17 protein-coding genes are annotated in these 15,534 nt (G+C 61.9%); all 17 read left to right on the top strand.

Annotation, left to right across the window (positions count from 1 at the left end; genetic code table 11):
- Positions 1 to 24 precede the first annotated feature (24 nt).
- The 17 genes from pyrC to Q1A85_RS07920 all read left to right on the top strand — a co-directional run bounded on the left by pyrC (position 25) and on the right by Q1A85_RS07920 (position 15,468).
- Positions 25 to 1,056, top strand: a complete 1,032-nt coding sequence (gene pyrC / locus Q1A85_RS07840; protein ID WP_299687051.1) for a dihydroorotase — start codon at positions 25 to 27, stop codon at positions 1,054 to 1,056.
- Positions 1,057 to 1,133: 77 nt separating this feature from the next.
- Complete coding sequence (locus tag Q1A85_RS07845; RefSeq protein ID WP_299687053.1) at positions 1,134 to 1,808, top strand: orotate phosphoribosyltransferase; 675 nt, start codon at positions 1,134 to 1,136, stop codon at positions 1,806 to 1,808.
- 275 nt (positions 1,809 to 2,083) lie between these two features.
- Positions 2,084 to 3,574 carry a replicative DNA helicase gene (locus Q1A85_RS07850; protein ID WP_299687055.1) on the top strand — a complete coding sequence of 497 codons (1,491 nt, stop codon included), beginning with the start codon at positions 2,084 to 2,086 and terminating at the stop codon, positions 3,572 to 3,574.
- 66 nt (positions 3,575 to 3,640) lie between these two features.
- Positions 3,641 to 4,429, top strand: a complete 789-nt coding sequence (locus tag Q1A85_RS07855) for a DUF1194 domain-containing protein (protein ID WP_299688555.1) — start codon at positions 3,641 to 3,643, stop codon at positions 4,427 to 4,429.
- A gap of 58 nt (positions 4,430 to 4,487) precedes the next feature.
- The gene (gene alr / locus Q1A85_RS07860) at positions 4,488 to 5,522 is read left to right on the top strand and encodes an alanine racemase (protein WP_299687057.1); all 1,035 of its coding nucleotides are present in this window, start codon (positions 4,488 to 4,490) and stop codon (positions 5,520 to 5,522) included.
- Positions 5,519 to 6,292, top strand: coding sequence for an ABC transporter permease (locus Q1A85_RS07865; protein ID WP_299687059.1), 774 nt, complete (start codon positions 5,519 to 5,521; stop codon positions 6,290 to 6,292). Before alr ends, Q1A85_RS07865 begins: the two co-directional genes overlap by 4 nt.
- A gap of 67 nt (positions 6,293 to 6,359) precedes the next feature.
- The gene (locus Q1A85_RS07870; protein ID WP_299687061.1) at positions 6,360 to 7,106 is read left to right on the top strand and encodes an ATP-binding cassette domain-containing protein; all 747 of its coding nucleotides are present in this window, start codon (positions 6,360 to 6,362) and stop codon (positions 7,104 to 7,106) included.
- A gap of 72 nt (positions 7,107 to 7,178) precedes the next feature.
- Positions 7,179 to 7,610 (top strand): paraquat-inducible protein A, encoded by a 432-nt coding sequence (locus tag Q1A85_RS07875; RefSeq protein WP_299687063.1) that lies wholly within the window; start codon positions 7,179 to 7,181, stop codon positions 7,608 to 7,610.
- A 130-nt stretch (positions 7,611 to 7,740) separates the two neighbouring features.
- Positions 7,741 to 8,496: a DNA repair protein gene (locus Q1A85_RS07880; RefSeq protein ID WP_299687065.1), complete on the top strand. Its 756-nt coding sequence runs from the start codon at positions 7,741 to 7,743 to the stop codon at positions 8,494 to 8,496.
- A gap of 48 nt (positions 8,497 to 8,544) precedes the next feature.
- A complete protein-coding gene (gene radA / locus Q1A85_RS07885; protein ID WP_299687067.1) occupies positions 8,545 to 9,909 on the top strand; it encodes a DNA repair protein RadA in 1,365 nt (454 codons plus the stop codon).
- Between the two features lie 31 nt (positions 9,910 to 9,940).
- Positions 9,941 to 10,495: a CvpA family protein gene (locus tag Q1A85_RS07890; RefSeq protein ID WP_299687069.1), complete on the top strand. Its 555-nt coding sequence runs from the start codon at positions 9,941 to 9,943 to the stop codon at positions 10,493 to 10,495.
- 116 nt (positions 10,496 to 10,611) lie between these two features.
- The gene (locus Q1A85_RS07895; protein WP_299687071.1) at positions 10,612 to 11,637 is read left to right on the top strand and encodes a Hint domain-containing protein; all 1,026 of its coding nucleotides are present in this window, start codon (positions 10,612 to 10,614) and stop codon (positions 11,635 to 11,637) included.
- A gap of 183 nt (positions 11,638 to 11,820) precedes the next feature.
- Positions 11,821 to 13,275 (top strand): amidophosphoribosyltransferase, encoded by a 1,455-nt coding sequence (purF, locus tag Q1A85_RS07900; RefSeq protein WP_299688558.1) that lies wholly within the window; start codon positions 11,821 to 11,823, stop codon positions 13,273 to 13,275.
- Between the two features lie 43 nt (positions 13,276 to 13,318).
- The gene (locus Q1A85_RS07905; protein WP_299687073.1) at positions 13,319 to 13,726 is read left to right on the top strand and encodes a hypothetical protein; all 408 of its coding nucleotides are present in this window, start codon (positions 13,319 to 13,321) and stop codon (positions 13,724 to 13,726) included.
- A 111-nt stretch (positions 13,727 to 13,837) separates the two neighbouring features.
- Entirely contained in the window at positions 13,838 to 14,119 is a 282-nt protein-coding gene (locus tag Q1A85_RS07910; RefSeq protein ID WP_299687075.1) for a pilus assembly protein PilP, read from the top strand.
- A gap of 31 nt (positions 14,120 to 14,150) precedes the next feature.
- Entirely contained in the window at positions 14,151 to 14,795 is a 645-nt protein-coding gene (locus tag Q1A85_RS07915) for an SDR family NAD(P)-dependent oxidoreductase (protein ID WP_299687077.1), read from the top strand.
- Between the two features lie 31 nt (positions 14,796 to 14,826).
- The gene (locus tag Q1A85_RS07920) at positions 14,827 to 15,468 is read left to right on the top strand and encodes a class I SAM-dependent methyltransferase (protein ID WP_299687079.1); all 642 of its coding nucleotides are present in this window, start codon (positions 14,827 to 14,829) and stop codon (positions 15,466 to 15,468) included.
- Positions 15,469 to 15,534: the final 66 nt, after the last annotated feature.

Below are 15,534 nucleotides of genomic sequence, written 5' to 3' on the forward strand. Positions count from 1 at the left end.
AGGCGGCGTGCTAGTCCCGCCGCCATGACGTCTCTGACCCTTGCCCGCCCCGACGATTGGCACCTGCATCTGCGCGATGGCGCCATGCTGCGCGCCGTTCTGCCCTGGACCGTACGCGATTTCGCCCGCGCCATCATCATGCCCAACCTCGTCCCTCCCGTTGTGACGGGCGCGCAGGCCGCCGCTTACCGCGATCGTATCCTCGCGGCTGTGCCGGATGGCGCGCAATTCGAGCCGTTGATGACGCTGTACCTCACCGAAGATACCGATCCAGACGACGTTGCCGCAGCCCACGCCAGCGGTCTGGTGAAGGCTGTCAAACTTTATCCCGCCGGTGCCACAACCAATTCCGCCTCCGGCGTGACCAACTTCGACAAGGTCCGCCCCACGCTCGAACGTATGGCCGATATCGGACTGCCCCTCTGCGTGCATGGCGAAGTCACCGACGCCGACATCGACATTTTCGACCGCGAGGCTGTGTTTATCGACCGCGTGCTCGACCCGATCCGGCGCAACACGCCCGGCCTTCGGGTCGTGATGGAACACATCACCACATCCGACGCCGTGGCCTACGCACGCGCCCAAGACGACAGCCTCGGCGCTACGATCACCACACATCACCTTGTGATCAACCGCAACCACATCCTCGCCGGGGGTATCAAACCGCATTACTACTGCCTGCCCGTGGCCAAACGCGAGGTACACCGCCTTGCCCTGCGCGATGCCGCAACCTCCGGCGCGCCGCGGTTCTTCCTCGGCACGGACAGCGCGCCGCACACCGACGCGAACAAGCTTCTGCCCTGCGGCTGTGCGGGGTGCTTTACTGCCCCAAATACCCTACCTATCCTTGCACACGTGTTCGAAGCAGAGGGCGCTCTCGACAGGCTGGAGGCGTTCACCTCCCGCAATGGGCCTGTCTTTTACGGCCTTCCGGTCAACACGGACACCGTGACGCTCACCAAATCCCCGCCCAATCTGCCAACCCATATCGATACCGAAGACGGCCCCGTAACCGTTTTTGACCCGGGCTTTGCGCTTGAATGGCGGGTATCCTGATCTTCTTCTCTTTGTAAATACTCCCGCCGGAGGCGTCCGCCGCGCCCCATCCGAAACAACGCCAGAAAGACAGCACGATGATCCCCACCAGCTACCCCACACAGGATGACATTGCCCGCCTCACCGCGCGGATGCTGCTTGAGATCAAGGCCGTGCATTTCAATGCGGCTGAGCCGTTCACTCTGGCCTCCGGCCTGCCCAGCCCGACCTATATCGACTGCCGCAAACTGATCTCGCACCCGCGCATCCGTGCGACATTGATGGACTTCCTCACCGTCACCGTGATGCGCAATGTGGGCTTTGAGGCGTTCGACAATATCGCAGGTGGCGAGACGGCAGGCATCCCCTTTGCTGCCTTTGTGGCCGAACGTATGGCGCTGCCGATGACATATGTGCGCAAAAAACCCAAAGGATACGGTAAAAACGCCCGCATCGAAGGTGACATGACCGAGGGGCAGCGCGTCTTGCTGGTGGAAGATTTGACCACCGATGGTGGCTCGAAACTCAGCTTTGTGGATGCGATCCGGGACACCGGCGCGACCTGCGCACACACTGCGGTAATCTTCTACTATGGTATCTTTCCCGAGACCGAAAAGACCCTTGGCGATCATGGCGTTGCCTTGCATCACCTTTGCACGTGGTGGGATGTTTTGGCCGAAGCCAAGGCCCAAGAGGCCTTCGACGCGCGCACGCTGGATGGGGTCGAAGCCTTTCTTCAAGACCCCCGCGCATGGCAAGCAGCCCGAACGTAGGCGCACGGGTTCAATACGCACCCGTCCAGCATAGTCCACAGAAAATTCGCGCTGTGGATACATGTGCACAAACATGATTCCTTTGCCCTCACGGCCCCACATATGGTAGGCTGACAAACCAACGCGGACATATGTGGAATTGTGTAAACCGGCTTTTGCACTGATCCACGGGGTTATCCCCAAAGTTACTCCGCCTTTTCAAACACCCTGCGTTTGTGGCACCACCAGCCCAACCCGGGGGGAACGGGCGCACATAAATCGAGCAGGGGTGGGGCATGAACGAGATCGCAGCGATCAATCCAACAGGTGTGGCGGTACAGGATGCCGAAACCATGCCCCACTCCATCGAGGCCGAGCAGCAATTGCTGGGCGCGATTCTGACCAATAACGACATCTATGACCGCGTGGCGTCGGTCATTACGGCGGAACATTTTTATGATCCGGTGCACGCCCGCATCTTTGACATCGCCGCCGCACGCATCGCCAAGAACAACCTTGCCAGCCCTGTGACGCTCAAGGCGTTCATGGAGGATGACGAGGGATTGAAGGAGCTGGGCGGACCGGCCTATCTGGCCCGCCTCGCGGGGGCGGCCATCAGTGCCTTTGCCGTGCGCGACTATGCCCAGATGATCTATGATCTTGCGGTGCGCCGCGACCTGATCCAACTGGGCCGCGACATCAGCGCCAAAGCAGCAAAGGTCGACGTCGCATCCGAGCCCAAGGAACAGATCGTCGAAGCGGAACAAGCGCTCTACAAACTGGCCGAACAAGGCACGTCCGAAGGTGGTTTCCAAAGCTTTCTCAAGGCCGTAACGGACGCAGTCAATGTCGCGAATGCCGCCTACCAGCGCGAAGGCGGGCTGGCCGGTATCTCCACCGGCCTGATCGACCTCGACAAAAAGCTGGGCGGGCTGCACCCGTCCGACCTTCTGATCCTTGCCGGTCGTCCGTCGATGGGGAAAACGTCACTTGCCACCAACCTCGCCTTCAACATTGCCAAGGCCTACAAAAAGGGCCTCAAGCCCGACGGCTCCGAAGGCGCCATCGAAGGCGGCGTGGTTGGGTTCTTTTCCCTCGAAATGAGTGCCGAACAACTCGCCGCCCGGATTCTGTCCGAAGCCGCCGAAGTGCCCAGTGAACAAATCCGCCGCGGTGACATGACCGAAGCCGAATTCCGCCGCTTTGTCGAAGCGGCCAAGGCGCTTGAGGCCTGCCCGCTTTTTATCGACGACACGCCCTCGATCCCCATTGCCCAACTGGCCGCCCGCGCCCGCCGCCTAAAGCGGACACACGGTCTGGACATGTTGATCGTGGACTACATCCAGCTGGTGCGCGGCACCTCCGACAACCGCGTGCAAGAGATTGGCGAGATTTCCATGGGGCTCAAAGCCATCGCCAAGGAACTGAACATCCCCGTCATCGGCCTGTCGCAGCTGTCGCGTCAGGTGGAAAGCCGCGAGGACAAGCGCCCGCAGTTGTCGGACCTGCGGGAATCGGGTTCGATCGAACAGGATGCGGACGTCGTGATGTTTGTGTTCCGCGAAGAATACTACAAGGAACGCGAAAAACCGGGCGATCACGATCTCGAAGCGATGGCCGCATGGCAAGAGGCGATGGAACGCCTGCATGGCCGCGCCGAGGTGATTATCGGCAAGCAGCGCCACGGCCCCATCGGCTCCATCGACCTCAGCTTCGAAGGACGCTTCACGCGCTTTGGAAATCTTGTGCAAGCCTGGCAACAGGGCGGCGGCGATCAGGAATTCTGAGGCAGACCGCCTGCATAACCCACAGTTGACTGGACAGGCGGTGCACCCGCCGTCGAAGATGTGGCTATGCGCCACCTGACCCTGATCCTGCTGCTCTTGTGCGCCCCGCTTGCGGCGCAGACCCGTACCGAGGTCGACGTGGAGTTGTTTCTGGCGGTCGACGTGTCCCGCTCCATGCAACCGTTCGAGTTGGAAATTCAGCGGCGTGGCTATGCCGCCGCTTTGTCCAGCGCCGAGGTTCAGGCCGCCATTGCGCGCGGGCCGCTGGGTCGCATCGCCATAACCTATGTGGAATGGGCAGGCGTCTGGGATCAGCGGACAATCGTGCCATGGACGATGATCGCAACTCCCCAAGAAGCACAAGAAATCGCTGACACGCTGACCGCGCAGTTCGACGAAGGGTTGCGCCGTACCTCCATATCGGCCGCGTTGATCCACGCCGCGGCCTCTATCGAAGCCAATCGATTCAAGGGGTTGCGCCGGGTTATAGATGTGTCCGGCGACGGACCCAACAATATGGGTGCTGGTGTGACAGATGCCCGCGACCGCGTGTTGGCCCAGGGCATCACGATCAACGGACTGCCTTTGATGACACGGGACGACAGTCTTTTCTCACGCTGGGACATCCCCGATCTTGATGCCTACTACACCGCGTGCGTAATCGGTGGCACAGGCGCGTTCATGATCCCCGTCACCAACTGGGCAGAGTTCGAGGACGCCGTGCGCCGCAAGCTGGTGCTGGAAATCAGCGCCCTGCCCGCACGCCTGTACCGCGCACAGGCAACCGCCCCCTACAATTGCCGCATCGGCGAAGACATCTGGGAGCGGAACCGCGCCATTTTTGCCGAACCGTGACCATGCACATGCGTTTTCCCCCTTTTCCAAGGGCTTCGGGACTGCCAAACAGGCGCGCATGACATCTGCGACGCTCACAATCGACCTTGGCGCCATCGTGCGCAACTGGCAGGCTCTCGACGCACAAACCGAATGTGAGACCGCCGCCGTGGTCAAGGCCAGCGGCTACGGCCTCAGCGCTCCACATGTTTCCAACGCATTGGCGGCGGCGGGCGCGCGCCACTTCTTTGTCGCGACAGCGCAAGAGGGGGCTGACCTGCGCGCCCATCTGGGCTTCGGTCCTGAAATCCACGTCTTTTCCGGCCACATGGCAGGCGATACCGAAGCGATCCGCACCGCGCATCTGATCCCGCACCTGAATTCGGTCGACCAGATGCTGCGCCACGTTGAGGCTCTGCCGGGCGCACCCTTTGGCATCCAGCTCGACAGCGGCATGAACCGGCTGGGCATGGAGCCCGGTGAATGGTCTGCCGTGCGTGATATTGCGGTTGCGCAAAAGCCGGTGCTGCTGATGTCACATCTGGCCTGCGCCGACGATCCGGATCATCCGATGAACGCGCAACAGCTCAACACGTTCCGCGACATGACCGACGGGATCGACATCCCCCGGTCGCTGGCCGCCACAGGCGGTGTCCTTCTCGGGCCTGACTATCATTTCGACCTCACGCGCCCCGGCATAGGTCTTTATGGCGGGCTGCCCTTTGTGGATGCCGAACCGGTCGTCACCCTCGACATGCCCGTGATCCAGATCCGCGATGTGGCGCCGGGAGAAACAGTGGGATATGGCAACACGTGGACCGCAAGACGCCCCTCGCGCATCGCAACCGTGTCTGGCGGCTATGCCGACGGGCTGATCCGCGCCATCGGACCGCACACGACGCTTTACGCAGGTGAGACCGCCTGCCCCGTCGTGGGACGCGTGTCCATGGACCTGATCACGGCTGACGTAACCGAAATGCGCCACGATCCAGAGATGTTGCAATTGCTTGGACCACATACATCCGTCGATACGCTGGCAGAAGCCGCGGGAACGATCGGCTACGAAATCCTGACGGCCATGGGCGGGCGATACCAAAGGGACTACGTGGAATGAGCGTGCTGGCGGCTCTGGGCCGACGCGTGCTCGCCCTTCTGGCCGCCATCGGTCGTGTGGCGCTTTTTGGCGGTGCAACAGTGACACATCTGGTGCGCCCACCGTTCTACCCGCGCGAATTTGGCCTCGCGCTGCTGAATATCGGCTGGCTGTCCCTGCCCGTGGTGGGCCTGACCGCGCTCTTCACCGGGGGGGCGCTGGCATTGCAAATCTATGCAGGCGGTGCCCGTTTCAACGCCGAAGCGGTGGTGCCGCAGATCGTGGCCATCGGCATGGTACGCGAACTTGGCCCCGTACTCGTGGGCCTGATGATCGCTGCGCGCGTCACCTCCTCAATCGCCGCCGAAATCGCGACGATGAAAGTGACCGAACAAATCGACGCGCTCGTCACGCTCAGCACGCATCCGATGAAATACCTAACCGTGCCGCGCGTTCTCGCCGCCACGTTGGTGGTCCCGTTGCTTGTAGGCGTGGGTGACATCATCGGGGTCTTTGGCGGCTACGCCGTCGCCACGGGCACACTCGGCTTCAACGCGGCGACCTATATCCAGAACACCGTGGATTTCCTCGAGGCGCGCGATATCGCCTCATCTCTGGCAAAAGGGGCCGTGTTCGGTTGCATTGCAGCCCTCATGGGATGCTATTTCGGTATGCAATCAGGCCGCGGCGCCCAAGGCGTGGGCCGCGCCACCAAAGGCTCCGTCGAAGCTGCCGCCGTCCTTATCCTTGCCGCCAATTTCGTCCTAACGGGGGTCTTTTTCTCGGTATGACCTCCCCTTCTTCTCTTTCCAAATACTCCCGCCGGAGGCACCCGTCCCAACCCATAGGGTGCGCCGCATGATCAAACTCGAAAACGTCCACAAGAGCTTCGGGCAAAACCATGTCCTGCGCGGCGTGAACCTCGAGGTGCCCAAAGGCACCTCGCTTGTGATCATCGGCGGCTCCGGCACCGGCAAATCGGTTGCCATCAAATCCGTTCTCGGCCTCGTCATCCCGGACCAAGGCACGATCACCGTCGACGGCACCGACGTCACCAAGGCGGACCGCGACGCCTTCCTCGCACGTTTTGGAATGCTGTTTCAGGGCTCCGCCCTCTTTGATTCGCTGCCTGTCTGGCAAAACGTAGCCTTTCGCCTGTTGCGGGGATCTCTGGCGAAACCCAAGGATGAAGCCCGCGCGATCGCCATCGACAAACTGCGCCGCGTGGGCCTCACGGCAGACGTGGCCGACCGCTTGCCTGCAGAACTCTCCGGCGGAATGCAGAAACGCGTGGGCCTTGCCCGCGCCATCGCCGCTGATCCCGAGATCATCTTTTTTGACGAACCAACCACCGGCCTCGACCCGATCATGGCCGGTGTCATCAACGATCTCATCCGCGAAATCGTGACCGAGATGGGGGCCACCACCATGACCATCACCCATGACATGTCATCGGTCCGCACCATCGCCGACACCGTCGCCATGCTGCACGGTGGCAAAATCCGCTGGACCGGCCCGGTCGCTGACATGGACAGCGCTGACGATCCCTACCTGCAACAATTCATCAACGGACGTGCAGACGGCCCCATCGAGGCCGTGCGCTGACCAAGGGGTCGGCGGGTGGGCGCCTTTGCGCAGCAAACAGACCCACCCGACGACGCAGCCAAAGGACACCATATGCATCGCTGGGTGAATCTGTCGCTTCTCGTGCTCTATCCCGTCTCGTGGTTTGCGCCCCTGATGAAGGCGGGGCTGCTTCCGCTCTTCAATCTCAAGGAAATCTCGGTGATCACCGGGCTACAGTCGCTTTGGGGGTCGGATGTGTTCCTTGCCCTCGTGGTCACGGTCTTTGCCCTCTTTGCACCCTACCTCAAAACCATCGGCCTCGCGCTGATCCACTGGCGCCTGCTCAGCCCGCGGGTCGAGCCTGTGCTGGCGCTGCTGGGCAAGCTGGCCATGGCGGATATCTTTCTCATCGCTCTCTACATTACGCTTGCCAAGGGCATCGGAGTGGGCCGGTTGGAGACCGCATGGGGTCTCTATCTGTTCACCGCCTGCATCGTTGCCTCGCTCTGGGTCAGCTTCGTCACGGAACAAAAGCGGCGCTGACCGTCGCATTGTCCACAGAGGGGAAACAATAACCAGCCTTGGCCCGGCCCATCGGCGGATTTTTGACTGTTTTTCCGGCCCTTTAGCGGTAAGCTGCGCAGGTGGTGAATTGTCTTCTGGGGGGAAGACCGTGGTACATGTCATTCAGATCGGGCGGCGTGTCGCGGCCATCATGCAGCGCGCAGCACTGGCGCTTTTCGCTCTTCTCGCAGTCGTTCTGGTCGCGGCAACCGCGCTCGCCGCGTTTGGTGTCGTCCCGTGGGTCGATCTCGCGGTCAGCTGGAATGGTGCGCCCGTGCCATCGGCAGGCATGTTCGCCCAGATCGGCCTCACCATCTTTGCTGTCACCTTGTGCGTCTTCCTGCCTGCGAACGCCCGCATCCTGCAACTGGAAACCTCGCACCGGCAATTCAGTATCAGCATTGATGACATCACCCGCGCCTATCACGCGGCGCATCATGCCGACCGCTCCGGCGCTTTTACCCTTGGCGATGCGTTCGAAAGCACCCGCGACCGGCTGGCCTTTCTGCGTGACCATCCAGACCTCGGAATGCTGGAGCCCGAATTGCTCGAACTGGCGGCCAAGATGTCCCACATCAGCCGTGATGTGGCCGAGGCCTATTCCGACGAAAAGGTCGCCCGCGCCCGGTCTTTCCTGCAAGAACGCCAGTTTGAGATCGAGCGTTTCAACGAGCGTCTCGATCATGCCCGCGCTATCCATGGCGAGTTTTCCACGTGGATCAACCGCCTCGAACTGGAAGAGAACGTGGCCCGGGCCCATCTCGAACGTCTGCTGGACGAGATGGAGCGGCTCCTGCCCGAACTGAACCAGCCTCAGGTCACCCCCAGCAATGTGGTCACCCAACTGCCCATGCGTGCCGAATAGCCCGATCAGGGCTTGTCGCAGCCGCCCCGCGCTGGCACATCAGGCGGCATGGCCAAAACCACCACATCCTACACCTGTACCGCGTGCGGCGCGTCCTTTACCAAATGGTCTGGGCGCTGTGACGGCTGTAGTGAATGGAACACCATCCAAGAGGATGCAGGTCTGTCGGCCTCTCCGGGCAAGGGGCTGGGTGCCAAACGTGGCTCCACCGTCACTCTTACTGATCTCAGCGCCGAAGAGACGCCACCGCCCCGCACCAGATCCACAATGGACGAATTGGACCGCGTACTGGGTGGGGGCCTTGTGCCTGCCTCGGCCATCCTTGTGGGCGGCGATCCGGGCATCGGAAAATCCACGTTGCTGTTGCAGGCGGCGGCGCGGTTCGGACAGGCGGGGCTAAAGACGATCTATGTCAGCGGCGAAGAGGCCAGCGCACAGGTGCGGATGCGCGCGCAGCGCCTCGGCCTTGGCGACGCGCCGGTAAAACTCGCCGCCGACACCAATCTGCGCAATATCCTGACCACATTGGAACAAGAGGCCCCCGGCCTTGCCATCATCGATTCGATCCAGACCATGTGGCTCGACACCGTCGACAGCGCCCCGGGCTCTGTCAGTCAGGTCCGCGCCGCTGCCCATGAACTGACCACCTTTGCCAAACGCAAGGGGATCAGCGTCGTGCTTGTCGGTCACGTCACCAAAGAGGGGCAAATCGCAGGTCCCCGCGTGGTCGAACACATGGTCGACACCGTGCTCTATTTCGAAGGCGAGCGCGGCCACCAGTTCCGTATCCTGCGTGCGGTCAAAAACCGCTTTGGCCCCGCCGACGAGATCGGTGTGTTCGAGATGACCGGCGCGGGTTTGGCCGAGGTGACCAACCCATCGGCCCTGTTCCTGTCCGAACGCGGCCAGCCATCCCCCGGATCAGTCGTCTTTGCCGGGATTGAAGGCACGCGGCCGGTCCTGTGCGAATTGCAGGCGCTTGTGGCCCCCTCACCCCATTCCCAACCCCGCCGTACGGTCGTGGGCTGGGACGGCGGCAGGCTCGCCATGATCCTCGCTGTGCTCGAAGCGCGCTGCGGCATTCCGTTCAACGGCATGGATGTTTACCTGAACGTGGCAGGCGGTATGAAGATCAACGAACCCGCCGCCGATCTGGCCGTGGCCGCCGCGCTGCTGAGCGCGCGCGAAGACGCCGCCCTGCCACCCGACACGGTTGTATTTGGCGAGATCAGCCTCTCTGGCGCGCTCAGACCGACGCCCCAGACCGAAAACAGGTTGAAAGAAGCGCAAAAACTTGGTTTCACCTCGGCCATCGCTCCGAAAGGTGGCAAAGCCGGAGGAGTGTCCGGCATGGCGCTGCAACAAATGGCAGACCTGACCGGGTTTGTGGGCGAGGTGTTTGGCGCAGGCTGACACCAAGGGCAGAACTAAGAGGGCTGAGACCATGGAAGGTTTTACCATCATCGACGGTGTTGTCGCCGTGGTCATCATCCTGTCAGCGCTGCTGGCCTATGGGCGCGGCTTTGTCCGAGAAGCCATGGCCATCGCGGGCTGGATCGCCGCTGCCATTCTGGCATTTCTCTTTGCGCCACGGGTGGAACCGCTGGTCCGAGAGATCCCCGTCATCGGTGATTTCATCGCGGACAGCTGCGAGTTGAGCATCATCGGGGCCTTTGCCCTCGTATTTGCGGTGGCGCTGATTGTCGTGTCACTCTTTACCCCGCTGTTTTCATCGCTCGTTCAACGCTCTGCGTTGGGGGGGATTGATCAGGGCTTGGGCTTTCTCTTTGGCGTGGCGCGCGGCATCCTGCTCGTCGCGATTGCCTTTTTCGTCTACGACACTGTGATCACTGGACAGGAATTCACTATGGTGGATGAAAGCCGTTCAGCGGCAGTGTTTGGTCGGTTCACCACCTCGATCGAGGATCAGAACCCCGAAGAAGCGTTGGGCTGGATCACGCGTCAATACGAGACGCTTGTGGGCAACTGTGGCGAATAAAGACGTAATCACAACCAGAACCCGAACAATTTGTCCAAAATTGCCCTGATTTAATCGCGGTCGGAACACAGTGCGCTGGCACCCGTGACACAAGTTCAATCAGTGTCCGGTACAACATGGCTTTGCGCAGTTTTTTCGCCTTCGACAACGAAGGCCTCGTCGTTCAATCCAGCTCGTCAGCTGCCATTGTCGGCAACCCGATCATCAACAATTCCAGCACGCCAAACGGTACGGTCTTTACCTTTACCCAAGGCAGCGGACGCACCATCACGCTCGATGACACGGGCGGCAGCGTCGACACGTTTGAGGATGACCAATCCGGCAGCCACACAATCACCGAAGGCTTTGGCATGGTCCCCGACGGCGCCGCCGTCGAAGCAGAATCGATCATTCAGCTGCGCGCGCTCGATTCCCTTGGCAACCCGACCGGCCCCACCATCAACATCACAGTCTTTTCCCAAGGCGGCGTGACCGGCAATGTCTGGGGCTTTGCCACCGACACCCCGCTGCAAGACGGCGTGTCCTATGAAAAGATCAGTGGCAACAACAACGGCTCCTCCAGCTACGCCAACTTTGTCACCTGCTTTGGACCCGGAACGCTGATTGAAACTGTGGATGGGGAACGGCCCTTGTCCGCACTGCGTGTCGGCACACAGGTTTGGACGCAAGACGGGTTTCAGGCCATTGCGTGGATCGGACGCACCGTTGTGCCCGGCTTTGGTGCCAAAGCCCCCGTTACAATTGCCGCTGGCGCGCTTGGCAATGATCGGCCGCTGATCGTTTCGCAGGAACATCGCCTGTTTTTTGCCAATGAAGCAGCCGAGTTGCTGTTCGGTGCGCCCGAAATCCTGATTTCCGCGAAACATCTGTGCAGCCGTCCGGGGGTGTCCATCACGCCCACGCCGTTCGTCACCTACACGCATTTCATGTTTGATACGCACCAAGTCGTCCGCGCCAACGGTCTGCTTGCCGAAAGTTTCTTTTTGTCGGAACTGTCAGTGTCTGGCACCGCCCAAGCCGCGCGCACAGAGCTTGAGGCGCTGTTTCCCTGCCTTGCATCGGCGGTGGCCCGGTTCGGCTCTACCGCAGCGCTCTGCCTCAAACGGCACGAAGCGGATGTGTGGTGCCGTTTGGCCGCCTAGAGCCAAAGATACTGCTTCTGCCGGCGGGCATTTGTACGCAGCGGTCCCGACCCAAACCGATGCAAGAGCCCACAGGACACGTACCTGTGCCTGATCCTGTCGTGACATGGGCTGTCCGCCTTGCTAAGGCAGGTGAATAGCGCGAAGCCGGATTCGGAGCTGCCCCTCGTGACAGACCTTCAGATGCCCCCTGCCCATCCTTTCGACGATGACAAGTTGAAGGAGGAGTGCGGGATATTCGGTGTGCTTGGCACGCTCGATGCCGCCAATTTCGTGGCCCTCGGCCTGCACGCGCTTCAGCATCGTGGGCAAGAGGCAGGCGGCATCGTCGCTTATCACCCCGATCAGGGCTTCAATTCGGCCCGTCGCTTTGGCTATGTGCGTGACAGCTTTACCTCGCAAAAGGTGATGGAGACGCTGCCCGGCTCGCTGTCCATCGGCCATGTCCGCTATTCCACCGCAGGCTCCAAGGGTCAGACCGCGATCCGCGACGTGCAACCGTTCTTTGGTGAATTCGCCATGGGCGGTGCGGCCATCGCGCATAATGGCAACATCACCAATGCCGACGCCCTGCGCCGCGAACTGATCGAGCGCGGCTCAATCTTTCAGTCGTCGTCTGACAGCGAATGCATCATTCACCTCATGGCGCGCAGCTTGCAGCGCAACATCCCCGAACGGATGGAAGACGCGCTGCGCCGCGTCGAAGGGGCGTTTTCCGTGGTCGCCATGACCCGCACCAAGCTGATTGGCGTGCGCGACGCGCTGGGTGTGCGCCCGCTGGTGCTGGGCAAACTCGACACTGGCTATGTGCTCAGTTCCGAGACCTGCGCGCTCGATATCATCGGCGCCGAGTTTGTGCGCGAGATCGAACCGGGCGAGATGGTCGTTATCACCGAAAACGGGATCGACAGCCGCTTTCCCTTCCGTCCGCAAAAATCGCGGTTCTGCATCTTTGAACACGTCTATTTCAGCCGCCCCGACAGCATCTTGGGTGGCCGCTCTGTCTACGAAACCCGCGAAGCGATTGGCCGGGAACTGGCCAAAGAGGCCCCCGTCGACGCGGACCTTGTGTGCCCCGTCCCCGACAGCGGCACGCCTGCGGCCATCGGTTTTACACTGGAATCGGGCATCCCCTACGCCATGGGCATCATCCGCAACCAGTATATGGGCCGCACATTCATTGAACCGACGGAGCAGATCCGCAATATGGGCGTCCGGCTGAAACTAAACGTGAATCGCGCCCTGATCCGGGGCAAACGCGTGATCCTCGTGGACGACAGCGTGGTGCGCGGCACCACGTCGCGCAAGATCAAGGAGATGATCCTTGATGCCGGTGCCGCTGAGGTGCATTTCCGCATCGCGTCACCGCCCACAGCCTGGCCCTGTTTCTACGGCGTCGACACGCCCAACCGCGAAAAACTGCTGGCCGCCACCATGTCCGAGGATGAGATGTGCGCGCATCTGGGCGTGGACAGTCTCAAATTCATCTCACTCGACGGCCTCTACCGCGCCGTGGGCGAGGCCAAGGGCCGCGATGCCAACGCACCACAATATTGCGACGCGTGCTTTAGCGGCGAATACCCGGTGGAACCTGCCGACATGATCGAAAAAGGTTTCGAGATGAAGGCCGCAGAATAGCTGTTGCCGGAAATTGGCAGGACCGGCCCGCATACTGCTTCACATGCCGCCGATCGCACCTGACCTTCTGAACACATTTGGCCTCTGGCCTGACCGCGCGCAGGCTTGCGCGCTTGATATTCGGACCTTGTGCTGGCGCGTGGCCAAAGCGGCGCAGACAGGGCCCTTGTCCGAAGGGTTAAAGTGGGGCCAACCCGCGTGGCGCCCGGTCAAGGCGCGCATGGGCAGCACGCTGCGGCTGAGCTGGCGCGCGGATGCGCCGACGCAGCTTGACCTGTTTGTCGATTGCAAGACCGATTTGGCCGCCCGGATCACCCGCGATTTCCCGGACGCCTTCGACAGTGACGCACGGCGCAGGCTGACCCTGCAAACCACTGAACCGATGCCCGACGACGCGTTGTGGCATCTCGCACGGCGGACCTTTACCTACCATCGCGACAAACCGGCATAAGCCTGCCGATGACGCAGCGGCAGCGCTCACAAGCCCGTCAGACCGCCTTTTGGCCAAATGCACCCCATGTTAGCCGCCTGCCTTCCGACATCCGTGCAGGAGACCCGAGGCATGAGCACCGAAACCAACACACAGACCGCATCCTTTGCCACGGAACGCCGTGCGCTGCCCTTGCGCCAATTGGCGTTGATCGGGGTTGCAGGCACCGACGACGCGCGGCGCGCATTGCTGCGCACACCGGCAGGCCAAATCCGTCAGGTGCAGGTGGGCGACGTGCTGCGCCAAGGCACCGTGATGGCGATTGCCGCGGATGCCATCACATTTGCCGGTACAAGCGGGCGCACGACCGTCCTGCAAATGCCTGCGCAGGCTGACCTGCGCCCAGCGGCTTGACGCCCTGCGCACGACGCGTCACACCAAGCCCATGACCGAGAAAACTGCCCTCATCACCGGCGCATCGCGGGGCTTGGGCCACGCGCTGGCCCTCGCCCTTGCGCCGACACATCACATCATCGCAGTGGGCCGCACCACCGGCGCGCTCGAAGAACTGGATGACGCCATCAAGGCCAAGGGGGGTGCGGCGACGCTTGCGCCCATGGACATCAACACCGATGCAGCGATGCAAACGCTGTGCCGGGGCATCTACGACCGCTGGGGCAGCCTCGATCTGTGGGCTCACACCGCGGTTCATGCAGCCCCGCTGGCCCCGACATCCATGATCGACGCCAAGGATATGAACAAGTCGGTCGCAGCGAACGTCACAGCCACGGCCACGTTGATCACCTATATCGCGCCGCTCTTGGGCAGTGACGGTCAAGCGCTCTTTTTCGACGACACACGGGCGGGGGAAAAGTTCTTTGGGGCATATGGCGCCACCAAGGCCGCGCAAATCGCCATGGCGCGCAGTTGGCAGGCCGAAACGGTCAAAACCGGACCACAGGTCCACATCGCTGCACCTGCACCGATGCCCACGGCCACCCGCGCACGTTTTTTCCCCGGTGAGGATCGCGCCGCACTGGCCGATCCCACAGCCGAAGCGGCGCGCATCCTCGGCACACTCAACGCTTGAACCTGACCGGCAGCCGTGGCCCAATGCGGCCATGGCCCGGCTCCTGCCCCGTTTTGACAAACCACGCCCTGCCGCAGACGGCGTGATGCAGCGCATTTACGATGCCGCCGCCACCGGTTGGCAGGACGGGATCGCCAAGCTTGGCTTTCTCGACGCCTATGCGCAACTGATGCAGGCCGCGCCGGGCAAGCCCACCCCCCGCGTTATGGATGTAGGCACCGGCACTGGCGCGTTTGCGGCGGCATGGATCGCCGCCAATGGTCGCCCGCGCGCTCTCACCTTGCTGGATTTGTCGCCTGTGATGCTCGACACGGCGGCGGCACGGGTGCCAACCGACCGCGCAATCGCCGCCTCCATCGGCGCACCCTTGGAGGATGTGCCTTTGCAGGATGTTATTCTCTGCGCCCATGTGATCGAACATCTGGACGATCCGGCCACCGCGCTCGCATGGCTTTATGCGCGCCTCGCCCCCGGCGGTCTGCTGGTGCTGGCCCTGTCAAAGCCGCACTGGTGCACTGCGCTGGTCCGCTGGCGCTGGGGCAATGCCGCGTTTTCCCCGACCCAAGCGCGAGAGATGCTGGACCAGGCAGGTTTTGCCCAGATTGCCACGCATCCGTTCCAGAGCGGCCCGCCGTCGCGCGTGTCCTGCGGCTACACCGCCCTGCGGCACTGAACTGAGTCCGGTGCGCAACGTTCCCCCGTCTCTGTCCCAAAAAAATCCCCGCCGGAGGCTCCCGCA

It is taken from the genome of uncultured Tateyamaria sp. (genome assembly GCF_947503385.1).
Lineage (GTDB): Bacteria > Pseudomonadota > Alphaproteobacteria > Rhodobacterales > Rhodobacteraceae > Tateyamaria.

What these genes read in the sequence shown, in the direction of transcription:
- pyrC (WP_299687051.1), top strand. Translation starts at nt 25, where the DNA reads ATGACGTCTCTGACCCTTGCCCGCCCCGACGATTGGCACCTGCATCTG.
- Q1A85_RS07845 (WP_299687053.1), top strand. Translation starts at nt 1,134, where the DNA reads ATGATCCCCACCAGCTACCCCACACAGGATGACATTGCCCGCCTCACC.
- Q1A85_RS07850 (WP_299687055.1), top strand. Translation starts at nt 2,084, where the DNA reads ATGAACGAGATCGCAGCGATCAATCCAACAGGTGTGGCGGTACAGGAT.
- Q1A85_RS07855 (WP_299688555.1), top strand. Translation starts at nt 3,641, where the DNA reads ATGCGCCACCTGACCCTGATCCTGCTGCTCTTGTGCGCCCCGCTTGCG.
- alr (WP_299687057.1), top strand. Translation starts at nt 4,488, where the DNA reads ATGACATCTGCGACGCTCACAATCGACCTTGGCGCCATCGTGCGCAAC.
- Q1A85_RS07865 (WP_299687059.1), top strand. Translation starts at nt 5,519, where the DNA reads ATGAGCGTGCTGGCGGCTCTGGGCCGACGCGTGCTCGCCCTTCTGGCC.
- Q1A85_RS07870 (WP_299687061.1), top strand. Translation starts at nt 6,360, where the DNA reads ATGATCAAACTCGAAAACGTCCACAAGAGCTTCGGGCAAAACCATGTC.
- Q1A85_RS07875 (WP_299687063.1), top strand. Translation starts at nt 7,179, where the DNA reads ATGCATCGCTGGGTGAATCTGTCGCTTCTCGTGCTCTATCCCGTCTCG.
- radA (WP_299687067.1), top strand. Translation starts at nt 8,545, where the DNA reads ATGGCCAAAACCACCACATCCTACACCTGTACCGCGTGCGGCGCGTCC.
- Q1A85_RS07890 (WP_299687069.1), top strand. Translation starts at nt 9,941, where the DNA reads ATGGAAGGTTTTACCATCATCGACGGTGTTGTCGCCGTGGTCATCATC.
- Q1A85_RS07895 (WP_299687071.1), top strand. Translation starts at nt 10,612, where the DNA reads ATGGCTTTGCGCAGTTTTTTCGCCTTCGACAACGAAGGCCTCGTCGTT.
- purF (WP_299688558.1), top strand. Translation starts at nt 11,821, where the DNA reads ATGCCCCCTGCCCATCCTTTCGACGATGACAAGTTGAAGGAGGAGTGC.
- Q1A85_RS07905 (WP_299687073.1), top strand. Translation starts at nt 13,319, where the DNA reads ATGCCGCCGATCGCACCTGACCTTCTGAACACATTTGGCCTCTGGCCT.
- Q1A85_RS07910 (WP_299687075.1), top strand. Translation starts at nt 13,838, where the DNA reads ATGAGCACCGAAACCAACACACAGACCGCATCCTTTGCCACGGAACGC.
- Q1A85_RS07915 (WP_299687077.1), top strand. Translation starts at nt 14,151, where the DNA reads ATGACCGAGAAAACTGCCCTCATCACCGGCGCATCGCGGGGCTTGGGC.
- Q1A85_RS07920 (WP_299687079.1), top strand. Translation starts at nt 14,827, where the DNA reads ATGGCCCGGCTCCTGCCCCGTTTTGACAAACCACGCCCTGCCGCAGAC.